At 64.4% G+C, this 23,576-nt stretch carries 25 protein-coding genes and 1 pseudogene; 9 read left to right on the top strand and 17 right to left on the bottom strand.

Translation table 11 applies throughout. The features are described from left to right. Positions 1–60: 60 nt before the first annotated feature. The 5 genes from AXW67_RS13420 to AXW67_RS13400 form a co-directional block, all read right to left on the bottom strand. Positions 61–687, bottom strand: coding sequence for a peptidoglycan recognition protein family protein (locus tag AXW67_RS13420; RefSeq protein ID WP_201723667.1), 627 nt, complete (start codon positions 685–687; stop codon positions 61–63). Between the two features lie 31 nt (positions 688–718). After that, complete coding sequence (locus tag AXW67_RS13415) at positions 719–1,930, bottom strand: GGDEF domain-containing protein (protein WP_063678266.1); 1,212 nt, start codon at positions 1,928–1,930, stop codon at positions 719–721. 780 nt (positions 1,931–2,710) lie between these two features. After that, the gene (locus AXW67_RS13410; protein ID WP_063678265.1) at positions 2,711–3,322 is read right to left on the bottom strand and encodes a LysE family translocator; all 612 of its coding nucleotides are present in this window, start codon (positions 3,320–3,322) and stop codon (positions 2,711–2,713) included. A gap of 56 nt (positions 3,323–3,378) precedes the next feature. Further along, the gene (locus AXW67_RS13405; protein WP_027551775.1) at positions 3,379–3,753 is read right to left on the bottom strand and encodes a response regulator; all 375 of its coding nucleotides are present in this window, start codon (positions 3,751–3,753) and stop codon (positions 3,379–3,381) included. 392 nt (positions 3,754–4,145) lie between these two features. After that, positions 4,146–4,952, bottom strand: a complete 807-nt coding sequence (locus AXW67_RS13400) for a lytic murein transglycosylase (protein ID WP_063678332.1) — start codon at positions 4,950–4,952, stop codon at positions 4,146–4,148. A gap of 143 nt (positions 4,953–5,095) precedes the next feature. On the opposite strand from AXW67_RS13400, the pseudogene AXW67_RS41830 reads away from it, so the two are divergent. The 3 genes and pseudogenes from AXW67_RS41830 to AXW67_RS13390 form a co-directional block, all read left to right on the top strand. Further along, a pseudogene (locus AXW67_RS41830) lies at positions 5,096–5,212 on the top strand (OmpA family protein); the annotation flags it as partial. 269 nt (positions 5,213–5,481) lie between these two features. Further along, on the top strand, positions 5,482–5,859 hold the full coding sequence (locus AXW67_RS43160; protein WP_051310559.1) for a hypothetical protein: 378 nt from the start codon (positions 5,482–5,484) through the stop codon (positions 5,857–5,859). A gap of 482 nt (positions 5,860–6,341) precedes the next feature. Beyond that, entirely contained in the window at positions 6,342–6,578 is a 237-nt protein-coding gene (locus AXW67_RS13390) for a hypothetical protein (RefSeq protein ID WP_027551777.1), read from the top strand. A 109-nt stretch (positions 6,579–6,687) separates the two neighbouring features. Here the strand turns inward: AXW67_RS13390 and rpoD are convergent, their stop codons facing one another. Then, positions 6,688–8,832, bottom strand: a complete 2,145-nt coding sequence (gene rpoD / locus AXW67_RS13385) for an RNA polymerase sigma factor RpoD (RefSeq protein WP_027551778.1) — start codon at positions 8,830–8,832, stop codon at positions 6,688–6,690. Positions 8,833–9,205: 373 nt separating this feature from the next. Next, positions 9,206–11,203: a DNA primase gene (dnaG, locus tag AXW67_RS13380; RefSeq protein WP_063678264.1), complete on the bottom strand. Its 1,998-nt coding sequence runs from the start codon at positions 11,201–11,203 to the stop codon at positions 9,206–9,208. A 312-nt stretch (positions 11,204–11,515) separates the two neighbouring features. Here dnaG and AXW67_RS13375 point away from each other — a divergent pair, with 312 nt between their 5' ends. Further along, complete coding sequence (locus AXW67_RS13375; protein ID WP_063678263.1) at positions 11,516–12,079, top strand: chlorite dismutase family protein; 564 nt, start codon at positions 11,516–11,518, stop codon at positions 12,077–12,079. On the opposite strand, the gene AXW67_RS13370 is transcribed toward AXW67_RS13375, so the two are convergent. Continuing rightward, positions 12,076–12,474, bottom strand: coding sequence for a gamma-glutamylcyclotransferase family protein (locus tag AXW67_RS13370; RefSeq protein WP_063678262.1), 399 nt, complete (start codon positions 12,472–12,474; stop codon positions 12,076–12,078). The two genes, AXW67_RS13375 and AXW67_RS13370, sit on opposite strands and share 4 nt — an antisense overlap. Positions 12,475–12,621: 147 nt before the next feature. On the opposite strand from AXW67_RS13370, the gene AXW67_RS13365 reads away from it, so the two are divergent. Further along, a complete protein-coding gene (locus tag AXW67_RS13365; protein WP_063678261.1) occupies positions 12,622–13,425 on the top strand; it encodes an N-formylglutamate amidohydrolase in 804 nt (267 codons plus the stop codon). Between the two features lie 231 nt (positions 13,426–13,656). Here the strand turns inward: AXW67_RS13365 and AXW67_RS13360 are convergent, their stop codons facing one another. The 3 genes from AXW67_RS13360 to AXW67_RS13350 form a co-directional block, all read right to left on the bottom strand. Next, on the bottom strand, positions 13,657–14,277 hold the full coding sequence (locus tag AXW67_RS13360) for a LysE family translocator (RefSeq protein ID WP_082907875.1): 621 nt from the start codon (positions 14,275–14,277) through the stop codon (positions 13,657–13,659). Between the two features lie 193 nt (positions 14,278–14,470). After that, complete coding sequence (locus tag AXW67_RS13355) at positions 14,471–15,013, bottom strand: hypothetical protein (protein ID WP_063678260.1); 543 nt, start codon at positions 15,011–15,013, stop codon at positions 14,471–14,473. A 2-nt stretch (positions 15,014–15,015) separates the two neighbouring features. After that, a complete protein-coding gene (locus tag AXW67_RS13350) occupies positions 15,016–16,464 on the bottom strand; it encodes an LVIVD repeat-containing protein (protein ID WP_063678259.1) in 1,449 nt (482 codons plus the stop codon). Between the two features lie 114 nt (positions 16,465–16,578). Between AXW67_RS13350 and AXW67_RS13345 the strand changes: the two genes are divergently transcribed. The 4 genes from AXW67_RS13345 to AXW67_RS13330 all read left to right on the top strand — a co-directional run bounded on the left by AXW67_RS13345 (position 16,579) and on the right by AXW67_RS13330 (position 18,202). Then, positions 16,579–16,893, top strand: coding sequence for an ArsR/SmtB family transcription factor (locus AXW67_RS13345; RefSeq protein ID WP_027525239.1), 315 nt, complete (start codon positions 16,579–16,581; stop codon positions 16,891–16,893). Next, complete coding sequence (locus AXW67_RS13340; protein WP_063678258.1) at positions 16,886–17,353, top strand: SRPBCC family protein; 468 nt, start codon at positions 16,886–16,888, stop codon at positions 17,351–17,353. Before AXW67_RS13345 ends, AXW67_RS13340 begins: the two co-directional genes overlap by 8 nt. Beyond that, entirely contained in the window at positions 17,353–17,865 is a 513-nt protein-coding gene (locus AXW67_RS13335) for an SRPBCC family protein (RefSeq protein ID WP_063678331.1), read from the top strand. Before AXW67_RS13340 ends, AXW67_RS13335 begins: the two co-directional genes overlap by 1 nt. A 115-nt stretch (positions 17,866–17,980) precedes the next feature. Next, entirely contained in the window at positions 17,981–18,202 is a 222-nt protein-coding gene (locus AXW67_RS13330) for a hypothetical protein (RefSeq protein ID WP_145927586.1), read from the top strand. Here AXW67_RS13330 and AXW67_RS13325 read toward each other — a convergent pair. The 6 genes from AXW67_RS13325 to AXW67_RS13300 form a co-directional block, all read right to left on the bottom strand. After that, positions 18,199–18,975, bottom strand: coding sequence for a DUF2189 domain-containing protein (locus AXW67_RS13325; protein ID WP_063678330.1), 777 nt, complete (start codon positions 18,973–18,975; stop codon positions 18,199–18,201). The genes AXW67_RS13330 and AXW67_RS13325 overlap by 4 nt on opposite strands. Before the next feature lie 140 nt (positions 18,976–19,115). Continuing rightward, entirely contained in the window at positions 19,116–19,556 is a 441-nt protein-coding gene (locus AXW67_RS13320) for a hypothetical protein (protein WP_063678256.1), read from the bottom strand. A gap of 179 nt (positions 19,557–19,735) precedes the next feature. Further along, positions 19,736–19,927 (bottom strand): Cif family virulence factor, encoded by a 192-nt coding sequence (locus tag AXW67_RS43980; RefSeq protein ID WP_245315534.1) that lies wholly within the window; start codon positions 19,925–19,927, stop codon positions 19,736–19,738. Between the two features lie 78 nt (positions 19,928–20,005). Beyond that, positions 20,006–20,473: a MarR family winged helix-turn-helix transcriptional regulator gene (locus tag AXW67_RS13310; protein WP_063678255.1), complete on the bottom strand. Its 468-nt coding sequence runs from the start codon at positions 20,471–20,473 to the stop codon at positions 20,006–20,008. Positions 20,474–20,500: 27 nt separating this feature from the next. Beyond that, positions 20,501–22,111, bottom strand: a complete 1,611-nt coding sequence (locus AXW67_RS13305; RefSeq protein ID WP_063678254.1) for an acyl-CoA synthetase — start codon at positions 22,109–22,111, stop codon at positions 20,501–20,503. 209 nt (positions 22,112–22,320) lie between these two features. Continuing rightward, complete coding sequence (locus AXW67_RS13300; protein WP_063678253.1) at positions 22,321–23,460, bottom strand: epoxide hydrolase family protein; 1,140 nt, start codon at positions 23,458–23,460, stop codon at positions 22,321–22,323. Positions 23,461–23,576 lie beyond the last annotated feature (116 nt).

Raw genomic sequence — 23,576 nt, 5'->3', positions numbered from 1 at the left:
CTCTGCGGCGCGATGGATTCCGGGCTCGCGCTACGCGCGCCCCGGAATGACGAGAGGCCCTCACTCCCCCCACGTCCGCGCCAGCGTCGCGAGCCAGCAGCCTTCGCAATAGCGCGCGTCCTTGTAGTCGATCCAGTTGTGCGCATAGACGTGGTCGAGCGGGATGTCGTAGCGCGCGCGCAGCACGCGGACGAGGATCCGCCACGCCGCGACCTGCGCCTCGGTCGGTCCCGCTGTGACGTCCGGATAGTTGCCGGCGAACTCGACGCCGATCGAATTGTCGCGCACGACCTGGCGATAGGTCGTCTTGTTGTCGATGTACTTGTTGTCGTTGCGGTTGGCGCCGTCGCCATGGGTCGGCACCAGATTTTCCGCAACCGCCCAATAGACCGTGCCGTCAGTCTCGACCCAGACCGTGACGCCGCGGCGGGTCGGGTTCTTCGACTGCTCCTGCGCGCCGCCCCGCGCCGAGCCCGCCGGCCCTTCGGTCTGATGCACGATGATGTTGCGCCAGGCATGAGCCTGAGCGACATCGCCCCACGGTGCGAGCCAGACGATCTTCAAGCCGGGAATGTCGGGCGTGCCGGAGCCGCGCGCGACCTTGGCAAGGTCGGCCTCCATTGCAGCGGCGGGAGCGATCAGGGCATAGGCGGCGAGAACAGCCGCGAGCAGGCGAGACATCATCATGCGGGTCCAATGCGGACTCGAGCCTAGCATCTTACGCGAATTTGCGCGCGGCCGCGGCCAGATCAGTCAGCTCGGGCGAGAGCGACGGCGCCGGATCATAGACAGCAAAATCGTTCTTGCCGTTCTTCTTGGCCGCGTAGAGCGCGTCGTCGGCATGGGCCATCAGGCGGTCCGGAAATTGGCCGATGGCCCGATCCCATTGCGCCACGCCGATCGAGATCGCGATCGGGATGTCGTTGCCGGTGCAGGCGGCGGCGTCCTGGCGGCAGACCTCGAGCACGCGGCGGGCGATCAACGCGCCTTCGTGGAGCGACGAGGACGGCAGCACGACGCAGAACTCGTCGCCGCCGGTGCGGGCCAGCATGTCGCCCGGCCGAAGCCGCGTCTGCGCCATCAGGGTGAAGTGCTGCAGGCAGGCGTCGCCCGCAGCATGTCCATGGGTGTCGTTGATGGTCTTGAAACCGTCGAGATCGATCACCAGCAGCGAGAACGGCTCGCCGCTGCGCTCCGAGCGGGCGCACTCCTCGGTAAGCCGCTGCAACAGATGCCGCCGGTTGGCGACGCCGGTGAGGTCGTCGAGCAGCGCGAGGTCGGCGACCTCGTTGCGCAACCGGTCCATCGCCATCAACAGGAAGCCGAAGTTGAGCGTCATCGACAGGAACAGGAGTCCGAGCACCATGACGGCATGGGCCTGGCTTCCGGCGACCGCCGAAAAATCGCCGCCCAGCACATTGCCCGCCGTACGGGCCACGAAGATGGCGATGATCGTGATGATGACGATGCTGGACAGCCAGGCGCCGGGGCTGACGCGGCCTTCCTGCGGCGACAGCAGGAGACGCAACGCCGACAGCAGGGGAAGAGCCTGACCGACCGTGTAGCAGAGCATACGCAGCTGCATGTGGTCGAAGACGATCCTGAAGAACACGACGCCGGCGAAGCTCAGGACGCCCGTCACGGCCATGGCGCGCCAGGACACCGGCCGGTCGTAGAAGCGCTGTATGCCCATGGCGGCGAGGCAACTCGCCGCCATGATGCCAGCAGCTCCAGCCAGAAGCGGCACGGGAGAGGTGACGAACAGGTGGACCAACGCCGCCATCGCGCCTGCCGCGCCGACGAAGGCCGATGCCATCCAGAACCGCGCGGCCTCGAATTTCGGATAGGAGCGCGTCACATAGGCCCAGATCAGGCCGAGCGCCAGGAAGTTGATGACGAAGACCGTCCAAAGTGTCGGTACGTTCAGCATGGCGGCCGCAGCACGCGCAGCGTCCCGCCTCCCGCCTTAGGCAACCGTCCGTCCATAACCGCCCCCGTGTTCTTGCGGACGACAATGCGCGTGGCGCGCTTAATGGAGTCTCACCGCGATCCTGCAAACACGGGCTTTGGTTTTGGATTGATGAATCCCGCAAACGGACTCCGGCATCGTTAAGCAAGACTTGATGCGCGAGAGCCGGCCACGTCCGGGCGAACCGGAGGCGGATTCGCGGGCAAAAATCACCCGAAAATGCGTCTGAGCTGTGGATAACGTGATGACGGAGATATGACAGCACGGGGCAGTTGCCCGCGAATCTGCTGAGTTTGTCATCGAGGATGTTGCGAGGCTGGCCCTCCGCCGAGCATCCCTCGTGTCGCGTTTCACCATTAACCCTTGAGAGGATACTATGGCTAAGAAAGCGAAGAAGGCGGCGAAGAAGAAGGCGAAAAAGGCCAAGAAGGCGAAGAAGAAGTAACGCGGCTTCTTTTTCTTTGCCCGGGTGGAGCCTCGCTCCGCCCGGGTGTCAGGTAAGGTTGAAACAGTTTGAAGATGGCGGGCGCGAGGCCCGCTTTTTTTTATTTGTCGCGTTATTGCTATCCGCTCCGCTCTCTCGCTCCCTCGCCCCGCTCTTCGCGGGGAGAGGGGGGTGAGGGGCGCTTCCACAAAGACGATAGCAGACGGACTAGCGGAGATTCCCCCTCACCCGGATCGCACATCTTTCGATGTAAATCCGGCCTCTCCCCGCGCGCGGGGAGAGGCGAAGAAAGCACCCTACCTCTCCGCGAACGCCAGCTTCGCTCCAAGCAACGCAAAGCCGGCGGCAAAGCTGCGGCGCAGCCAGGACATGACGCCCGGGCGGGAGATGATGCGCGCTCGCACCGAGGCGGCGCACAGGCCGTAGACGACGAACACCGCAAACGTCATCGCCATGAAGACGCCGCTCAATTCCAGCATCCGCGCCAGCACATGAGGCTCGTCCACCGCGATGAACTGCGGCAGGAAGGCGAGGAAGAAGATCGACAGTTTTGGATTGAGGATGTTGATCAGGAAGCCGGTCACGATGACGCGGCCGCTCGAGCGCTCCTTGATCTCACCCTCGACCGCCAGCGCCCCGGTCTCGCGCAGCGCCTGCCAGGACATGTAGAGCAAATAGGCCACGCCGCACCATTTCAGCGCGGCGAAGGCGAGCGCGCTGGTGTGCAGCACGGCGGCAAGGCCGAGCATCGCCGCCGTCATGTGCGGCACGATCCCGAGCGTGCAGCCGAAAGCTGCTGCGATGCTGGCGCGCGAGCCGCGCGTCAGCGCCGCGGCCAGCGTGTAGAGCACGCCGGTACCGGGCGAAGCGACGACGATGAGCGAGGTGAGCAGGAAGGACAGGGTCATGGACAGACCTTATCACCGCCTCTCGCGGCAAGAAAGCAAGCTGCCAGGACGGTCCCTCAGGACAATTGCGCGAGCTCGGCCTCGCGCAGCACGTCGAGTGGCGCCCAGGGCTTGGCCCAGAATTTCGCGCCGTCAGGCAAAGGCTGCGCCAGCGGACGGCCCGAGGTGACGACGACGTCGAGCCTCGGATTGCGGTCCTTGGCAACATAGGCGAGCTCGACCCCGTTCATGCGGCCGGCGAGCTGCACGTCGGTCAGCATCAGGCATAGCGCGCCGGCATTGTTGTCCAGGACGCGTTCGGCCGCCTCGGCACTTTCGCACTGGATGACTTCGTAGCCGCTCTCCTCCAGGAGGAGACACAGCATCTCGCGCTGCATGGCGTCGTCCTCGACAATCAGCGCGGTCGCCCGATATGGCATAGCCTGTCGCATGTGGCCGCTCCAAAAATGATCGTCTTCACTGAACTAACGTATGTTAAGGGCGCGCCCGCGATATGGTTCGGTTCCAAACTGAAAAAATGTACATCCAAGTTCCCAAGGCCGGCGTGGCTGCAGCGGAAGCTGGAGAAGATAGCGAGGGACGGCGAACGTGATGCGAAAGCGCCGCCCGCCCTCAACCGTCGTCCTGGCGAGAGCCAGGACGACGATCGGGTGAGCTTCCGTAATCAATATCTCCGCTCTCATGCTGCGGCTTGACCGGGGCATCCAGTACTTCGCGGCTCCTCCGTATGACGTTACTGCCTCCGGAATACCGGATCACCCGCCTTCGCGGGTGATGACACGGAGTGTGTGGCGGGAGCGCTCCGTCTCTGAGCCGCGCGAACTCACTGCCCCATCAGCCGATCGGCGAAATAGCCGATCGTCTTGCGGTAGATCAGCGCCCTGTTCCACTCGCGCATGGCCTCGAAATTGGCGGTGCCTTCGCCATAGGGCTGGCCCATCTTGAAGCCGTTGGTGTGGAGCAGGTTCGCGGTCGAGGCGAGCACGTCGGCGGCGCTGTGGCGAAGGTCGACGCGGCCGTCGCCGTCGAAGTCGACGCCGTATTTGATGTAGGACGACGGCAGGAACTGGGTCTGGCCGATCTCGCCGGCATAGGCGCCGATGAGGTCGCGCAGCGGCAGGTCGCCGCGCTGGACGATCTTGAGCGCGGCGAGCAGCTCGCCCTGGAACAGCTCGGTACGGCGGCAGTCATGCGCCAGCGTTGCGAGGGTGCGGATCACCGGCAGCTTGCCCATGTCGCCCTTGCCGAAATCGCTCTCCAGGCCCCAGATCGCGACCAGGATCTGGCGGGGCACGCCGAACTGCTGCTCGATGCGCGACAGCAGCGCGGCGTGACGCTGGAGCAGCGCGCGGCCGCCGTTGATGCGGCCGGGCCCGACGCGCGTCGAGACGTACTGCTCAAAGCTCCTGTTGAAGGTGTAGCGCTGCCGGCGGTCGAAGGCGAGCACGGCGCCATCCTGGGTCACGCCACCGAACGCCGCGCTGGTCACGCTCGCCGAGACGCCGGCCGCCTGCGCCTCCGAGGTCATGCCGGCGACAAAACTGTTGAAGTCGCCGCCGCAGCGCGCGGCCTCAGCCGAGCCGCCGGCCAGACACACCATGGAAGCGACGGCCAGAACAAATCTCAGCATGTGGAATGATCCCCAAAATCCTTGCGCGAAGCGGCCGGCGATCATGCCCGGGAACCGGACTCCCGTCAAAGCGGCGAAACCCCGCCAGAGCCGATCGCAACGTGAGCGCGACTAACGAGTCGCGCTCCATCCCCATCCTCAACCGCATCGCGCAGCCAAGGCTGCGGACCGCCGGCGTAGGGCTGCTTGCTCCCGTCGGCTCCAACGCAACGGATGCCGGCCGCGCGCTCAACCGGCGGGTGGAGCTGGTCGCGCCGTGAGGGTCGCGCGCGCTGGATTTGATGCGCATCAAGGCCAGCGCGTCGGCGGCGTGAGATGAATTGGCTCGTGCGCTGCGCCTTGTCATTCCGGGGCGCGACGAAGTCGCGAGCCCGGAATCCATTGCGCCACCAATAATGCGGTTAAATGGATTCCGGGTTAGCGCTTGCGCGCCCCCCGGAATGACGAGCGGAAGAGTCACAACGATAAGATCGGGCTCCTGCGGCGCAGCCAGGCAAGAGACGTCCGGCAAATCCCAGGACGATCAGTCATGGCCGACGACAAGCCCACATCGAAACCCGTCGCTCTTCTGCGCCTACCGCTCTTCCGCCTGCTCGCCATTAACCTCGCGATCGGGGCCTGCGCCGCCGCGCTGCTCGTCGGCGGCCTGCTCTGGCTCAACCCCGGACATCTGCGCGAGCTGATCTTCGCCGATCACGCGCCTGGCGTAGCGCTCCTCCTTCTGCTCGGCTCCTTCCTCATCACCCTCGGCTCCGCAGCGATGGGCAGCGCGATCATGGCGCAAGGGCGCAACGCAGACGAATTCCACGATGGCGGCGGGCACGGCTCGCTTGTTGTTGAGAAGCTGGCTGCGCGATCATCCGACGTGATGCGCGCGCCGCGAGATGGAACTCGCCGTACGAGTTGATCCGGACGTCACCGTCGCTCGGGAAGACGTGCAGCTCTGCGCACTCCGGTACAGAGCGCACATCTCTCGTCGCGTTGCGAGAGTGGACAGCATGAATAGATTACTTCGAACATCCAAACATTTGATTCCGGAACTCGTTGGAACCAAAGCTCGCCATCGACGCATTTCTGATGCGCTTGATGCGACATCAACGCTGCAACGATTTGCCTTGCCATCGTATGGAGCTGGTTATAGCCTTCTATTCTAGGTTGTTGCCCCGCCAGCCCCGGGCGACGCTGAAGACCAAAAATAAACGGCGGGCTTTTGCGGCCCGCCGTTTATTGAGGGAAGGAGCGCAGCAAGCGCTTCGGGCCTCTCCGCGGCAAGCGAACTTTCATCATTAGTCGCGCAGCGAATTCGACAGCCTCCGGCGCAACCAGCGCCGCTGTTGACGAATGTCGAGGCCATTTGACTGCGGCGCGCTGATCGACGACAAGCGCGCCATGGCCAAAAAACCTGGAACCAATCCCAAGGGCGAGTTCGCCTTTTTCAACGTCGTCTATGAAGACGGCTCCCAACGCTCCAACCGGCGCGTGCCTGCCGAGCTCCTTGGCGGGCTCGACGGCGACGAGCCTGCGCGCAGCTTCATCATGGATCAGGACCGGGAGATCGCCGAGAAGTCCGGCCGTCCGCCGCTCGCGATCAAGAGCCTCGACCGGGTCGGCGCGAAGAAGAAATAGGCGAGCGCCCTCGCGACACGTGGAGCGTCAGCACAAACAAAAACGGCGGGCTTTCGGCCCGCCGTTTTCGTTTGGACGAGAGCCGGGTCGAATCCGGCACAACGTCAAATTAATTGTCGAGGAACGACCGCAGCTTCCGCGACCGTGACGGATGCTTCAGCTTGCGCAGCGCCTTGGCTTCGATCTGACGGATGCGCTCGCGGGTGACCGAGAACTGCTGGCCGACTTCTTCCAGCGTGTGGTCGGTGTTCATGCCGATGCCGAAGCGCATGCGCAGCACGCGCTCTTCGCGCGGCGTGAGCGAGGCGAGCACGCGCGTGGTGGTCTCGCGCAGGTTCGACTGGATCGCCGCATCGATCGGCAGGATCGCGTTCTTGTCCTCGATGAAATCGCCGAGGTGTGAGTCCTCTTCGTCGCCGACCGGCGTCTCGAGCGACAGCGGCTCCTTGGCGATCTTGAGAACCTTGCGCACCTTCTCGAGCGGCATGCCGAGCTTCTCGGCGAGCTCTTCGGGAGTCGGCTCGCGGCCGATCTCGTTGAGCATCTGACGCGAGGTGCGCACGATCTTGTTGATCGTCTCGATCATGTGCACGGGGATGCGGATGGTGCGCGCCTGGTCGGCGATCGAGCGGGTGATCGCCTGCCGGATCCACCAGGTGGCGTAGGTCGAGAACTTGTAGCCGCGGCGGTACTCGAACTTGTCGACCGCCTTCATCAGGCCGATGTTGCCTTCCTGGATCAGGTCGAGGAACTGCAGGCCGCGGTTGGTGTACTTCTTGGCGATCGAGATCACGAGGCGGAGGTTGGCTTCCACCATCTCCTTCTTGGCCTGGCGCGCTTCGCGCTCGCCCTTCTGCACGGAGTGCACGATCTTGCGGAACTCGCCGATCTCGAGACCGGTGAGGGCTGCGAGCTGATGCACCTCGTGGCGGAGGTCCTTGATGCGGTCCTTCTCGTGGTGGACGAAGTTCTTCCAGCCCTTGGCCGAAAGCTTCGACACCCGGTTGAGCCAGCGCGGATCGAGCTCCGAGCCGGTGTAGTTGCGCAGGAAGTCGTCGCGGGCGACGCCGTGGCTGTCGGCAAGACGCATCAGGCGGCCCTCGTGCGAGACGAGGCGCTTATTGATGTCGTAGAGCTGCTCGACCAGCGAGTCGATGCGGGCCTGGTTGAGGCGCAGCGACTTCACCTCGACGATGATCTCGTCCTTCAGCTTCTTGTACTTGCGCTCCTGGTGCGGCGAGAGCGACTCGTTCTGGAGCTGGTTGGCGATGTCCTGCTCCTGAAGCTTGCGCAGCTTCTTGTAGTTGTCGGCGATCTTGTCGAAGATCTCGACGACCTTCGGCTTGAGCTCGGCCTCGATCGCGGCGAGCGACATCTGGTTTTCGAACTCGTCGTCGTCCATGTCGGCTTCGGCGGCGGCCTCGCCCGGATCCTTCTCCTCGCCGCCTTCGCCATTACCGGCGGCAGGCGCGGGGCGGAACGGGGTCGGCGAAGGCGGCGCAGCGGGCGGCGCCATATGCGCGGGCGCGGCAGCAGCCGGCGCGGCCTCGCCACCCTCGGCCGGCGCTTCGCCGTTCTCCCCAGTGGGACCGCCGATCATCGCGGTGTTCATGCCGCCCTTGGCGTCGGGACCGGCATAGGTCGCTTCGAGATCGATGATGTCGCGGAGGAAGATCTTTCCTTCGTTGAGCTCGTCGCGCCAGATGATGATGGCCTGGAAGGTCAGCGGGCTTTCGCAGAGGCCCGCGATCATCGCCTCGCGGCCGGCCTCGATGCGCTTGGCGATCGCGATTTCGCCTTCGCGGGAGAGCAGCTCGACCGTGCCCATCTCGCGCAGGTACATGCGCACGGGATCATCGGTGCGCTCGCCCGGCTCGCTCTTCTTGACCTCGGTGACGGCCTTCTGGGTGACCTCGACGAGCTCGTTGTCGGTGTCGTCGTCACCGCCCTCGTCCTTCTCGTCCTCGCCTTCGCTGTCGTCGGCTTCGGTGACGTTGATGCCCATGTCCGAGAGCATCGACATGATGTCCTCGATCTGCTCGGGCGAGGTCTGGTCGGACGGCAAAACTTCGTTGAGCTGATCGAAGGTCACGAAGCCGCGCTTCTTGGCCTGCTTGATCATCTTCTTCACTGCCGCGTCGGACAGGTCGAGCAACGGCGAGGGCGCATCCTGGGAATCCTTCTCCGGAGCGTCCGCTGCCTTGTCGTCTTTTTCCTTGTCCTTCGCCTGCAGCGTCTTTGCCTTGGTGGCCATCCATTGCTCCTAAACGCGCTTCACACAGACGGTCGCCGCGCCTGCCTGAATTCACTTGAACCTGTTGCCCGACGCTCTCGCTTCGGCAGCTCTCGACACGGAAAGGGCGGCGCAATCCTCTCTCGCCACCCCAAGCTTTCTCTCGCCGGAATTGCCTAACGCTTCGTGAGCCTCTTTGTCGCAGCGGATGCAGGTGTAGTGCCAACAGCGATTGCGCGGATTCATTCCTGACGCGTCTGTTCTGCCTGCGGCCGCCTGGTGGCCAAAGTGCTACAAGACCGTTAAGCCTCGATTAACCCTGTTTTTGCCGCCAAACCTTGGATTTGGCGAGTCTTTTAGCGGTTCCGGCCCCGGCCGTCCGCATGTTTCTTCATCAAACGCTCTTCTGGAACCGGCCCGACAGCTCGCCAAAGCCCTCGATCAGGGCCTCGATGCCGTCGACCCCTCCCATCCGGGCCTTGACGTCACGCAGCCACGCCAAATTGGCCTCGCTGGGGTCTTTCCCCAAGGCCAGCTCGGCGTCTTTCAACTCCCTAAGTAGTGAATGCCACTGCCGATGCAAGGCAACGAGCTGGTGCCAGGTGGCAAGAACGTCATCCCGTGCCGCGCCCTCCCTTGCGCCCCACACCGCCTGGGTCGTGATGGCCCGTTCAACCCTTTGAAGTAATGGAATAAATCCGCCCTTCTCCAGGTCAGCCCGCATCTTCTCGGCCTGCTCACCAGGGTCCGGGCTGTGGTGATGGTCGTTGGCGAAGGCGGCGATGATGCCGGCCCGGAGCTTGTGGGCCTCGGGGTGGGCCAGCTCCAGGGCCGCCACCTCCTCGAGGTGCTCATGCAGCAGCCAGGGGTGGTTGATCAGGCATTGCAGGATCAGGGCCTCGCGGCGGGAGATGGCGCTGCGCTGGCCCCGCATGATCGGGCTTGCGGCGAGCTGCGGGCTCGCCGCCTGGTAGGGGCCGGAGGGGAGCAAGGTGGGACCGGGCGCGCCGCGCCGGCCGCCCCCGGCGAATCGATTCGCGCCCGCCGCCCCTCGCGGCTGGAATGGACGGCCCTGCCCACCCCGGAAATTGCCCCGGCCGGCGAAGCCGCCACCGCCGCCCTCGGGCGCAAAGGCGCGCTGCAGCCGCTGGACAAAATCGTCGCGATAGTACCGCCGCACCACCTCGTCGCGGATGCCGTTGGAGAGCTCCTTGATGCGCGCCTCCAGCGCGGCGCGGCGCTCGGGCGTGACGAAGCTGCCGCCTTCGAGCTCGCGCGACCAGATCATGTCGGCGAGCGGCTTCGCCGCGGCGATCACCTCCTCGATCGCGCCACGACCGCCGGAGCGGGCGAGATCATCGGGGTCCTGCCCCTCCGGCAGCAACGCGAAGCGCAGGCTCTTGCCCGGCGCGAGAAACGGCAAGGCAAGGTCGGCGGCACGATAGGCGGCCTTCTGTCCGGCACGGTCGCCGTCGAAGCAGAGGATCGGCTCGTCCGCCATCTTCCAGAGCAGCGCGAGCTGGCTTTCGGTGAGCGCGGTGCCGAGCGGCGCGACCGTGCCGGCAAAACCGGCGGTCACCATCGCGATGACGTCGACATAGCCTTCGACCACGATCAGCGGCGCGCCGTTATGGGACGCGGCGCGCGCGGTCTGGTGGTTGTAGAGATTGTCGCCCTTGTGGAAGAGCGGCGTCTCTGGAGAGTTCAGGTATTTTGCCGGAACGTCCTTCTCCAGCGCACGTCCGCCGAAGGCGATGACGCGGCCGCGCAAATCCGTGATCGGAAACATCACGCGGTCGCGGAAGCGGTCGTAGGGCACGGGAATGTCGTTGCCGGCAATCAAGAGACCGGTCTCGACCATGTCGTCGACGGAGACGCCCAGCTTGCCCAGATGCTCCTTCAGCGCAAAACGGTCAGGCGACGCATAGCCGAGGCGGAACTGCAATTGCGTCGCCGGCGAGATCGCACGATCGGCAAGATAGCCGCGCGCCTTCGCGCCGACGCGCGAGGCCAGCGTCTCCGCAAAGAATTTTGCGGCGAGGTCCATGACGTCATGCAGCGACTTGCGCCGCTGCTCGTGCCGCGCCGCATCGGGCGTCACCGTCGGCAGCGGCAGCCCCGCCATGTTGGCAAGCCGCTCCACCGCCTCGCCGAACGGCACGCCGTCGGTCTCCATCACGAAGGTGATGATGTCGCCGTGCTTGCCGGAGGAGAAATCGTGATAAAAACCCTTCTGGTCGTTGACGTAGAAGGACGGCGTCTTCTCCTGCTGGAATGGCGACAGCCCCTTCCACTCCTTGCCCGCCTTCTTCAGCTTGACGCGCTTGCCCACGACTTCGGAGACCGAAAGCCGGGCACGCAGTTCGTCGAGGAATTGGGGCGTGAAGCGCATGGCCTGTGTTTAGCGCGAAACCGTCTGAGTCGGGCGAAGGGTTAGGGATATAGGTGCGACTTGCCGAAAAGTCAGGATTGTCGGGCTTTTCCGAGTTATTCGACCTATTCACAGCCCCTTCCGTCATCTCCCTGTCATTCCGGGGCGATGCGAAGCATCGAGCCCGGAATCCATCGCGCCACAGGAAGGCTGGGAAAAACGGATTCCGGGCTCGCCCTTCGGGCGCCCCGGAATGACGTGGCGGAAAACCCCGAATGACGGCTGCGGAAAAAGCGCCTTGAACCCGGGCCAGTTCCACGCTTCCATAGCGCCATGTTCAGGACGTTTCGAGGCGGTCATAGCGGCGGTTGGCGCGTCACCTCGATGTCATCAGTGACGGGCGAGCCCCTGCCCTTCGTGCCGGCGCTGTCGGTGACGGACAGCGACGCCGTTTCATTGCCGCTGGTGCCCTCGCGCAATGCGTGGCGGCTGGTCGGGATCGCCAGCTACCCGCGCTACACGACGCGCGCCGAAAAGGAGCAGCTCACCGCCGTCCAGGCCGAGCTCGGCCGCCCCGAGGCCACCAGCGCGGCCTTGATCCCGATCCGCAAGTCGCAGGCCTGGTGGGAGCTTGCGCCCGAGGAGCGGCGCAAGATTTTTGAAGACAAGTCGCACCACATCGCGAGCAGCCTGCGCTTCCTCCCCGCGATCGCGCGGCAGCTCTATCACTGTCGCGACCTCGGCGAGCCCTTCGACTTCCTCACCTGGTTCGAATACACGCCCGCGGATGCCGCGCTGTTCGAGGAGCTGGTCGCGATGCTGCGGCAGACCGAGGAGTGGACCTACGTCGAGCACGAGATCGACATGCGCCTGGTGCGGGAGGTGCTCTCGGCCTAGTGATCCAGGAAGCGGCCGGACTCGATCAGCGGCAAGCCCGTGACGGGCCAATTGTAGATGTAGGTCCAGGCTTGCATGACCGCGCCATCTGCCGTCAGCACGGAGACCAGCTTGCGCAGATACTCGGTCGGCTCCGGAAAGCCCTCGCCGCAGGCCTCATACATGTCGAGCTCGCGCAGCAGCTCGTCTGGGGCGCGCATGCGAAACAGCTCGCCATGAACGAGATCGGACGGCGTATCCGACAGCAGCAGCCCCGGATAATGCTTCACGAGAACGAGCCGGCCGCGGCAGGTCGCCTCCCCCAGGAAATCGGCATGCATCGACAACAGCCGCGCCATCGGATGGTCGAAGCCGCGCATCAAGGTGCCGTAGACGAAGAGAAGATCGGAGGTCATCCGCGCTTGTTATCCTGCGAGCACGCGCCGATTCAAGTCGTCTTGCAAACGGCCCTGTAGTCCGTCTTCGCGGGTGGTGCTTTGAGCCCGCCTCCTCTATAGCCTTGTATGGTCACGACCACAGTGCTGCTTCGATAGGCAATCCGAATGGCTTCAGACGCGATAAGCGCGCCAGCTCAACTGCTGGGCACGGACGACGTTGATCCGGTTCATGAGGCCAATAGTGCGGGGCGATCGCCGTTCCTGCTCACGTCCGACCACTACGGGCGGCTTCTGCCGCGCGCGCTCGGCGATCTCGGCGTCGCCAACAGCGAGCTGACGCGGCACATCGCCTGGGACATCGGCATTGCCGGCGTTTCCGACCGCCTCGCAGAAATGCTCGACGCGCATCTGATCGCGCAGCGCTATTCGCGGCTCGTGATCGACTGCAACCGCCCGCCGAGCGTCGCAAGCTCGATCCCGGCAATCTCGGAGGCCACCGCAATCCCGCGCAATGACGGGATCTCGGCGGAGGAGCGCGAGACGCGGCGGCGCGAGATCTTCGATCCCTATCACGGCCGCATCAATGCCGTGATCGACGGCCGCATGCACGCGAAGCGGCCGACTGTGCTGGTGTCGCTGCACAGTTTCACGCCGGTCTATGCCGGCGTGACGCGACCCTTGCACATCGGCACGCTCTATCATCGCGACACGGTGCTGCCGCGCCTCTTGTTGAAGCATCTGCGCAGCGAGAGCGATCTCGTCGTCGGTGACAACCAGCCCTATGCGGTGAGCGACATCACCGACTACACCATCCCCGTGCACGGCGAAGCCCGCGGCCTGATCAACACCGGCATCGAAATCCGCCAGGACCTGATCGCGGATCAATCCGGCCAGCAGCAATGGGCCGAACGGCTGGCGCGCATCTTTGGCAAGATCGAAGCGGAGCTAAAGGTGGAGGCGCTGGTGTAACGCTTTGCGCCCCATCGCACACTGCATTCCCTCTCCCCTTGCGGGGGAGGGTTAGGGAGGGGGGTGCCACACGGCACACTCTCTCGATTGTACGAGAATTGTACTCGACGACGTCTAGACCTTTTCCTGGGCTACCCCCCTCCCCGGCCCTCCCCCGCAAGGGGGGAGGGAGCAGAGCGGCGCCAATGGAGAGGACGACAACCTATCGCGAACAGTTCTTCGACCAACCGTTCACTTCGCCCTGGTCAGCGCCAGCCAGATACCGCCGCCGATCATGAAGCCGCCGGAGACGCGCGACATCATCCGCGTCCGGCGCGCAGAGAAGAATTTTCGCGCGCGCCCGGCGGCTGTGGCGTAGAGCGCGTCGGTCATCGCTGCGGTGACCATGAAGGTCGCGCCGAGCAGCGCGACCTGCGGGAAGTGATCGCGGTTCATGTCCATGAACTGCGGAATGAAGGCGCCGAAGAACACCAGCACCTTCGGGTTCGACAGCAGCACGAGAAAACCCTGCAGGAAGAATCCGCCGCGCGGCGGTGCCGGCGGCTCGTCGACATTGACGCCCTCGACCGGCGCCCAGATCAGCTTGATGCCGAGCCAGATCAGATAGGCCGCACCGGCAAAGCGCACCCAGTCGAACCAGTAGCCCATCGTCGCCATCAGCGAGGTCAGGCCGATCGCGACGACGCCGATTACGATCGCAAGACCGGCCTGCGCGCCGGCGACATTGGTCAGCGCAGCGCGCGTCCCGTGGCGCAAGCCGTTGGCGATGACGAGGGTGACGATCGGACCAGGCAGCAGCGCCAGCGCGATACAGGCGGCGACGAAGGCGAGATAGGCTTGCATGGACATCATGGGGAGGACTCGCTGAGGGCGTTTTGCTGCATTAATGCATGGCGGAGGCGGAAACGGAAGCTCTTCTCCCTCTCCCCGTTCTTACGGGGAGAGGGCTGGGGTGAGGGGCCGCATACGCAATCACGGTAGCAGACGGACTCGGGGAGACTCCCCTCACCCGGATCCCCGCGCGCGGGGAGAGGCGAAGCCGCCATCACCTGCCATCCAGCGCAGCCGTCACCCATCGCTTCATCTCCTGCGTCTTCAGGAACTCCAACGCCGCGCGCTGCATCACATGCGCCTCGCCCGCCCCTTGCACGACCGCAACCAGCAGATCGCAGCGGCGCGAGAGGGCGATGCCGGTGGCTGCGTGGCGCGCGCCGTCGGCCAAGTCGAGATCGTATTGCCTGGCACGACCGTCAAGCCCGCCGAAGCTCACTGTCTCGCCCGCCGCCACCGGCGTGAAGCGCGGACTGATCAGATCAAGATCGGTGACGCGATCGACCTCATCGTCATCGGCGACGCCGCGGTCGCAATTGCAGAAGCCGAGTTTTGCGCGGACGTAAAGCCGCGCCCCTTCGCAAGCTCCATCGCAACGGAACGCGCGGCCCGCGGGCCAGCCGTCGCGCGGGTACGGCCAGGCGATCTCGCGCCAATGTGCGGGCCCATCCGCCGGCGACGGCGCAAGCTGATAGGCGCCGACACCCGAGGCACCGAGCGCGAGCACCGCGGCCATGATCGTCGCCGCGCGCCGCATCGTCAGTTCTTCGGCAGGCCGGCGACGGCGCGCGCGGGTCCGGTCAGCTCGAGGATATGCAGCCCCGTGTTGGCGCGATCGACGATGTAGATGTAGCCACGGTCATCGGTCTCGACATTGTTGGTCTGGATCGCGACCTTGCAGCGCTCGCCACCCTCGACCGGAATGCAGCGCTTGTCGGTCGCACTCGTGATCGATGGAATGAAGTACCCGACCTCCTTGGGGTGATAGGGATCGCGGATGTCGAGCGCCCGCACGCCGGCATTGAAGAAGGCGATGAAGGCCATCTTCTGGTAATAGACCGGCGCCATGCTCTCGTTCGAGGAATGCGAGCCGAAGCGGCCGCCGCGCTGGCAGAACTGCCCGCTCGCCTCCGGCACGGTGTAGCTCGAAATCATCATCGGCCGCGTCTCAGTGGTGACGTCGGCGAACCACACCATCTGCCGCGCCTCGCCGCACTCGTTCAGGATCGCCTCGTCCACGATCATGACGATGTCGCGGGTCTTGCCGTCCTTGTCCTCGGCGAACTCGGCGATGGGCATGTCGAGCATCGGGAACGTCGTGTGCGCGCCGTTGAAGGCCGACATCGGCATCCGCGCAATCTCGGGATAGCGCAGATTGTCCGGCGTCGGCTCCTTTGGCCCGTTCAAAAGTTTCTCGCGATCGACGATTTGCAATATGCCGCCCTTGTTGGTGCCGTAGCCGAAATAGACGCGGTTGCCGGTGGGCCCGGTCGAGATCGGCCCGTGCAATTCGGTCGGCACCGCACCGGTCGCGCCGGGCTCCTGACCGGGCAAGCCGAAGTCGCGGATCTTCTGCGGATGCGCGGGATCGGAGAGGTCATAGACCTGCGTCATGCGCCGCGTGCGCCAGTCCGGCGCGCCCGAGACGAGATAGGCAATGCCGGTGTCGCATTCCCACCAGTTCTTGTGCGTGTCCTTCAGTCCGGCAATGCGGGTGACGAGCACGGGATTGGCGGGATCGGCCACGTTCCAGATCTCGTGCGCCTCGCCGCCGAAGGTGCGGAGCATGTAGACCGCGTTGGGATCGCCCTTCGGCAGCGTCTTGCCGTCGCAGACCCGCACCATCTGCGCGCCGCCGGATTCATATTTGCCCTCCTGCCCCGGCAGGTGCCGCAGATATTTGGGATGCGCAGGGTCCGTGACGTCGACGATCGAGGTACCGTTCGGCTCGGCCTGTCCCGTCATCGGATTGACGGGGCTCGGCACGGCGTCGGTGCCGCCGTGATGGCCGATATAGGCGATCCAGCGATCGCCCTGGTGATGGATGGTCGGCTGATAGGCGCTGCGCGCCTGCAGGTCGCTGGTGCCGACCAGCTTCATGTTGGAAGCTTCCGGCGGCGCGCCGATCACCTGCTGCTTCTGCGCGTGAACGCATGTGCTGCCGGCAAAAAGGACGAGGCAGACAGCAAGTTGAGCGCGGCTGATCATTGATCCTCCCGGAACCAATCTGTGTTGGCTGAGATGTAAGGCTAGCACAGGCATTCGCGTGCGCCAAAAACACCATCTTGACATGCAACCATTTGGTTGCCTATTATCCCTGCCATGGATGAAGTCTTCAAAGCGCTGGCCGATGCATCGAGACGGTCGCTCCTGGACAGGCTTCACGCCAGAAACGGGCAGACGCTGAACGAACTCTGCGAGGGCCTGGAGATGACGCGCCAGGCCGTCACCAAGCACCTTGCCATTCTCGAAGAGGCCAATCTGGTCACGACCTTCAAGCATGGCCGCGAGAAGCTGCACTACCTCAACCCGGTGCCGATCCATCAGATCGGCGAGCGCTGGATCAAGAAATTCGAGCGCGGCAAGCTCGCCGCGCTCAGCGAGTTGAAACGTCAGTTGGAGAAACGCGATGAGTAAACCGGAATTCGTCTATGTCACCTACATCGAGACCACACCGGAAAAGCTGTGGGAGGCGCTCACCAACAGCGAGTTCACACGACGATACTGGTTCGACACCGAGGTCGAATCCGACTGGAAGGTCGGCTCCCCCTTCGCGCTGGTCATGAAAGGTGTGACCACCGATACCGGCGAGATCCTGGAAGCCGACCAACCGCGGCGGCTGTCATACACCTTCAAGCACGAAGTGAACGAGGACATGCGGAACGAACGGCCGACCAGGGTCGTTTTCACGCTCGAGCCCTGGGGCAACCTCGTGAAGCTGAGCGTGACCCACGAGGGCTTCGCCGCAGGCAGCAAGCTGCTCGACGGCATCTCCAAGGGCTGGCCGGCGATCCTGTCCGGGCTCAAGAGCCTCCTTGAAACCGGCAAGGCACCGACGATCCCGCCGGCTGCGCTTGGCATCGAAGGATTTGAATGATGAACGTCGATCAGTTCAAGCCGCTGACGGTCTACACCATCTACATCGCCTCCACGCCCGAAAGGGTGTGGCAGGCGCTGACCACGGCCGAGTTCAGCCGGATGTATTTCTTCGGCAATACGATCGAGGTCGAGCCGCGGCTCGGCGGCGCCTTCACGGTGCGCACGCCGGACGGCGCGCTGCACATCAGCGGCGAGGTCCTCGCCTACGACCCGCCGCGAAGACTCTCCGTCACCTTCAACGTCAACTGGCCCGAGCTGATCGAGAAGCTCGGACCGACGCGCGTGACCTACGAGATCGAACAGGTCGGCGACGCGGTCCGACTCACCATGAGCGAAGGCCACGATCGGCCGCTCAGCGACGACATCCTGGCCGGCGGCCGCTCGGGTTGGCCTGCGATCCTCTCAAGCCTCAAGAGTGTGCTCGAAACCGGCAAGCCGCTGGTCGTCAAGCTCAGCCCGCCGCAGCGGATGCTGGACGCGCTCAAGGCGATGGGGATCAGGACGCCCTGACGAGCATCCGGCTCGGATCGACGGGGCGCGCCTTGCGCCCCGTTGACAAGTGCCGCGCGATCCCTCATCGATTCAGTGTCGATTTCCGTCCCGCTTTCCTATGCTCGCCGTCTTCATGCAGATCGCCATGCTTGTGCTGGCCATCCGTTTCGGATGGCTGGCATTCGTGGGGTTGCAGTCAGGTGTGGTGAGCTCCCGTCCACGATACGGCGGCCCCACGCGGCAATTTTCGCGCGCAACAAAGCCCGGCGCCTTCTGGATCACGGTCGTCAGCTATCTGGTGTTCGCCGCTGCAGTCGTGGCAGGCGACATCATCCGACTGGCGATGATTTTCTAGGCCGGCACCGGCACCACCAAGCGCCGATAGAGATGCCAGGTCGCATGCCCGAGCACCGGCAGCGTCACGATCAGCCCGAGGAAGTACGGCAGCGCCGAAACGATCAGCAGCATCACGATCACGGCCGCCCAGCCGATCATCGGCAGGGGGCTCATCACGACCGCGCGCACGCTCGTCACCATCGCGGTGACGAAATCGACCTCGCGGTCGAGCAGGAGCGGAAACGACACCACGGTCAGCGAGAACAGGATCAGCGACAGCGCTGCGCCCATCGCGTTGCCGATGGCGAGGAACAGCAAGCCCTCATTCGTGGTCAGCACCACCGTCATGAATTCCTGCAGGCTCGAGAACGACGCGTGCAGGCCGAGCAGGAGCGCAATCAGGAGCCGCACCTGGTACATCCAGATCACGAACATGAACAGCGTGACGAACGCCATCCAGCCGATCTCGCTGCGTGAACGCACCGTCGCCCAGATCGCGCCGAATGAGACCGGCTCGCCGCGCTCGCGGCGGCGGCTGACCTCGTAAAGGCCGATCGCCACGAACGGCCCGATCAGCGCGAAACCGGCGGCGAGCGGATAGACGAGATAGACCATGCCGAAGGCAGTGAGGCACAGCATGATCGCGATGCCGCCGGCGGCATAGAGCGCGCCGAAGCAAAGACCATAGAGCGGCAGCGCCTGAAAGTCGCGCAGGCCCTCGACCAGCGCCTCGGCGATATCGGTCGCCGCCACGGGGCGTACCACCGGATCGACTTTGCCCGAGATGGACATCGGCTCCTCCTCATCTGCCGGCGCGATCTTGGTCGCGCGCGGCACTGTTGACGCCGATGTTAGCTTGCTCTCGCAATCCTTGCACGAAAGAGATGAGCGGTCAGCGGATACCGCGATTGCCTTCGCCTGATGCGCCGCGCTTAGCGCGACGTGAGCAGAAGGGCCACGCCGAGATTGGCCGCGAACAGAGCCGCGTCGATGACGAAGATCCTGAGCATCGGGCCCTTCAACACCGGCCAGTAAGCCACCCCGACACGTCCACCGCGCATCAGCACCGGAAGGTTGTATGCGAACTGGCTGAAGTGACAGGCGGCAAAGAACAGGAACAGCACGAGCTGCGCCTCGATCGGCTGGAAGAAGGGCGGACGAACGGCCAGCAGATAGAGCGACAGAAGCCCGATCGGCAGATTGATCCCGCCCAGGAACGCCACACTGGCCGCCAGGGTCGGCGCGATCGGATTGCTGCGCTCTTCCCGCGGCAGCAAGATCTTCAGCGTGTTGCGCTGGGCAATGCTGAACTGAATGAATGCGCCGCCGAACCAGAGCGCGTTGAGGAGCAGGACGAAATCCGAAAGGTGCATGTCTATTTTCCGTAAAAGGCCTCGCTGCGCACAACGCGGCCGGCATCATCAAAGTCCATGAATTCGCTGGCGCGCGTGTCGCCCAGTTGCCACCACACCGTCAGCCGCGCGATTACCTCGTCCCAGCTCCAGTTCAGGATCTTCAGGTCGGCGCTTTCGATATGGCCATAGGCCTTCCGCTAGTAGGCGCGGATGTTCTCGGCCCCAGTGACGATGGGGGAATCGGTCAGCTCCAGCGCCAGAGGGCTGCGCATCTCGGCATTGTCCGCAAAATGCGCGACGACCGCGTCGATGTCGACCCTGCACCAGTTGGCGCACCATGCCGCGACGAACCGTTCGGCCGCCGCGCGATTCATTGCCTGTCCGCTCATGACGCGGCCCTCCCCTGGCTCGTTGCCGGGAGAGTGGCAAAGTTCATTTCTCATGTCAACTATATTGACTTTAGAAAGTCAGTTGTTGTCGGCGATTGTCTCCATGACAGCCATCCATGCGGCTGCACCCGGCTCCCCGACACGATCAAATGCCGCGCGCAGGACCTTGCGCTCGTGATCCGATGCATTTTTCTCAATGCGTTGCCCCGCATCCGTCAGGCGCAGCAGTTTGGAGCGATGCTGCTCGGGCGACCGCTTCGACGTCAGGAGTTTGCGCTCCAGCAGCAGATTGAGCGGCCGGTTCAAGGCCTGCTTGGAAATGCCGAGGATCTCGAGCAGCGAGCCGATCGCGATGTCGGGCCGGCGCGCCACCACGTAGAGGATACGATGGTGCGGGCGCGACAGGCCGAGCTTCGCAAGATACTCGTCGGCCTCGAGCGTCATCCCGCGCCAGCCGTAATACATGAGCTCCAGCGCCGCATCGAGGTCGTGCAGCTTCTTGAGTGAGGCGCGGTGAAGCCCCGCGGCTTGAGACGTCTTTGGCATGACCTGACTGTATCGGATTGAAAGAACCTAGCCCCGCGCGCGCAGCTCGCGCCGCAGCACCTTGCCGGTGGCGGTCATCGGCAGCGTCTCCGCGAACTCGACGAAGCGCGGATATTCGTGGGCGGCGAGCTGCACCTTGACGAACTCCTGGATCTCGCGCGCGAGCGCATCACTTCCCGCAAAGCCGGGGCGCAGCACGATCCAGGCCTTGATCGATTCGGTACGGATCGGATCGGGAATGCCGACCACCGCCGCCATCGCCACCGAAGGATGCTTCATCAGCGTGTGCTCGATCTCCGAGGGACCGACGCGATAGCCCGCGGTGGTGATGACGTCGTCCTCGCGGCTGACGTACCAGAAATAGCCGTCCTCATCCTGCACTCCGAGATCGCCCGTGAGCAGGAATTCGCCGGCATATTTCTTCTTCGTCGCGTCCGGATTGCCCCAATATTCGATCATCGTGCACGGACACGGCTGTCGCACGCCGATGATGCCGCGCTGGCCGCGCGGCAATTCCTCGCCCTTGTCGTTGATGATGCGGACATCGAATCCTGGCGTCGCCTTGCCCATCGAGCCGGGCCGGATCGGAAACAGGTTCGAGTTGCTGCCGATCACGAGATTGCACTCGGTCTGGCCGAACACCTCATGGGCATCGATGCCGAAGGTTTCGCGCACCCAGCCCAGAAGCTCGCCGCCGAGCGATTCACCGCCGGTGAAGATGCTGCGCAGCTTCACGCCGGGATGCTTCACGCCGGCCTGCCGCATCAGCTTCAGCGCCGTCGGCGGCAGGAAGACGTTGCGTACACCAAGGTCAGCCATCATCTGCATCGCCGCCTGCGGCTCGAATTTGCGCGCGCGGTGACCGACCAGAGGAATACTGTGATACCAGAATGCGAACAGGCCGTTGATGAGGCCGCCGATCCAGGCCCAGTCCGCCGGCGTCCACATCAGGTCGCCGGGGCGCGGCAGGAAGTTGTGGCACATCTCCACATTCGGCAGATGGCCGAGCACGACGCGATGTGCATGCAGCGCGCCCTTCGGATTGCCGGTCGTGCCTGACGTATAGATGATCAGTGCGGGATCGTCGGCCGAGGTGTCGACGGTCGGAAAATCCTCGGACGCGGTTTCGATCGCTGACCAGAACGGTTTTGCGCCGGCGTGGACGGCGCCGCTCGTGACATAGATGTCCTGCAAATAGGGCAGCCGATCGCGGATCTTCGTAAGCTTCTCCCAGCCCGCCTCATCGGTGATGATGGCTCTTGCTTGCGAGTTCGACAGGCGGAATTCCAGCGCGTCCTCGCCGAACAGCGCGAACAGCGGGATCGAGATCAGCCCGGAGCGGAACGCGGCGATATGCGCGATCGGCAGTTCCAGCGACTGCGACAGAAACACCGCGACCCGGTCGCCACGCACAAGTCCGTCGGCCTTCAGCACGTTGGCGAAGCGGCGCGACATGTCCGCGACCTCGTCGAAGGAGGTGCGGCTCGTCACGCCGTTCTCGTCGACATAGATCAGCGCGAGCCGCCCCGTGCCGTCGGCGTGGCGATCGCAACAGGCCTCCGCCATGTTGAAGCGCGCCGGGATGTCCCAGCGGAAGTTGCGGTAGAGCTCGTCGTAGGTTGCGGCTTCGGTCAGCATGGCTGCGGGCGTATCCTTGTTGCGGCATGGCCGGGCAGAAGCGCGTCTTCGCGAAGAGCGGCCCGGCCATCCACGTTCTTCTTGCTTGGCCGCCAGTTTAAGCGCGTGGATGCCCGGGACAAGCCCGGACATGACGATGGGAAAGCATCTCGCCATTAGGCGTCATTCCGGGTTCGATGCCTCGCATCGCCCCGGAACGACAGCGAGAGTTACCGCACCGTCCGAAAGAACTCCCTGACCTCGCCGACGAACAGCTCCGGCTGCTCGAATGCGGCGAAATGGCCGCCCTTCTCCATCTCGCGCCAATGGGTGATGTTGTGAAAGTTGGGCTCCATCCAGCGCCTGACCGGCGTGATGATCTCCTTGGGGAACACGGCGACACCGGTCGGCACCTTCACGATCGGCCTCGTACGGCGCTTGCCAAAGCTTTCCCAATAGAGCCGCGCCGAGGAGGTCGCCGTCTCCGTCACCCAGTAGAGCATGACGTTGTCGAGCAGCTCGTCCCTGGTGAAGATGTTCTCGGGATGGCCATTGCAATCGGTCCAGGCCCAGAATTTTTCCAGGATCCACGCCGCCTGCCCGCTCGGCGAATCCGTCAGGCCGTAGCCGAGGGTCTGCGGCCGCGTCGATTGCTGCCTGGAGTAGCCGGAGTCGAGATCGACATAATGCTTGAGGCCGGCAAGCGCGCGCTTCTCCTCCGCCGTCGGTTCGCCCTCGACCTTCGGCACCGCGTTGAAGGCGAGCGTGATGTGGATGCCGGCGCAATGTTCAACGTCCTGCGCGCCGAGCGAGGTCGTCACCGCCGAGCCCCAATCGCCGCCTTGCGCGCCGTAACGCGCGTAGCCGAGCCGGTCCATCAGCCTGGCCCAGGTCGCGGCGATGCGATCCACGCCCCAGCCGGTGGTCTTCGGCTTGGCGGAGAAGCCGAAGCCGGGCAGCGACGGACACACGATGTGAAATGCATCGGCGGGATTGCCGCCATGGGCGGCGGGATCGACCAGCGGTGCGATCACTTTCTGGAATTCGACGATCGAGCCGGGCCAGCCATGGGTGATGATCAGCGGCAGCGCGGACGGCTCCTTCGAGCATGCATGCAGGAAGTGGATGTCGAGCCCGTCGATCTCGGTCGTGAACTGATCGAAGCGGTTCAGCTTCGCCTCGCGCGCCCGCCAGTCGTAGTCGTTCGCCCAATAGCGGCAGATGTCCTGGATCCATTGCAGCGGCGCGCCCTGGCTCCAGTCATCGACCAGTTCCGCCTCGGGCCAGCGCGTGCGCGCAAGGCGCGCCTTGAGGTCGGTGAGGATGTCGTCGCCGACCTCGATGCGAAACGGTTTTATGGCGCCGGTCATCGGTTGCCTCCCCCAGTTTCTTCGTCATTCCGGGGCGCGCGAAGCGCGAGCCCGGAATCCATTTCGCAACAGAGCTGGCGGCCCAATGGATTCTATGATGCGCAATTGCGCATCAT

Origin of the sequence: Bradyrhizobium neotropicale (assembly GCF_001641695.1) — a bacterium.
GTDB classification, from domain to species: domain Bacteria; phylum Pseudomonadota; class Alphaproteobacteria; order Rhizobiales; family Xanthobacteraceae; genus Bradyrhizobium; species Bradyrhizobium neotropicale.
This window is presented reverse-complemented; position numbering and strand designations above follow the sequence as displayed.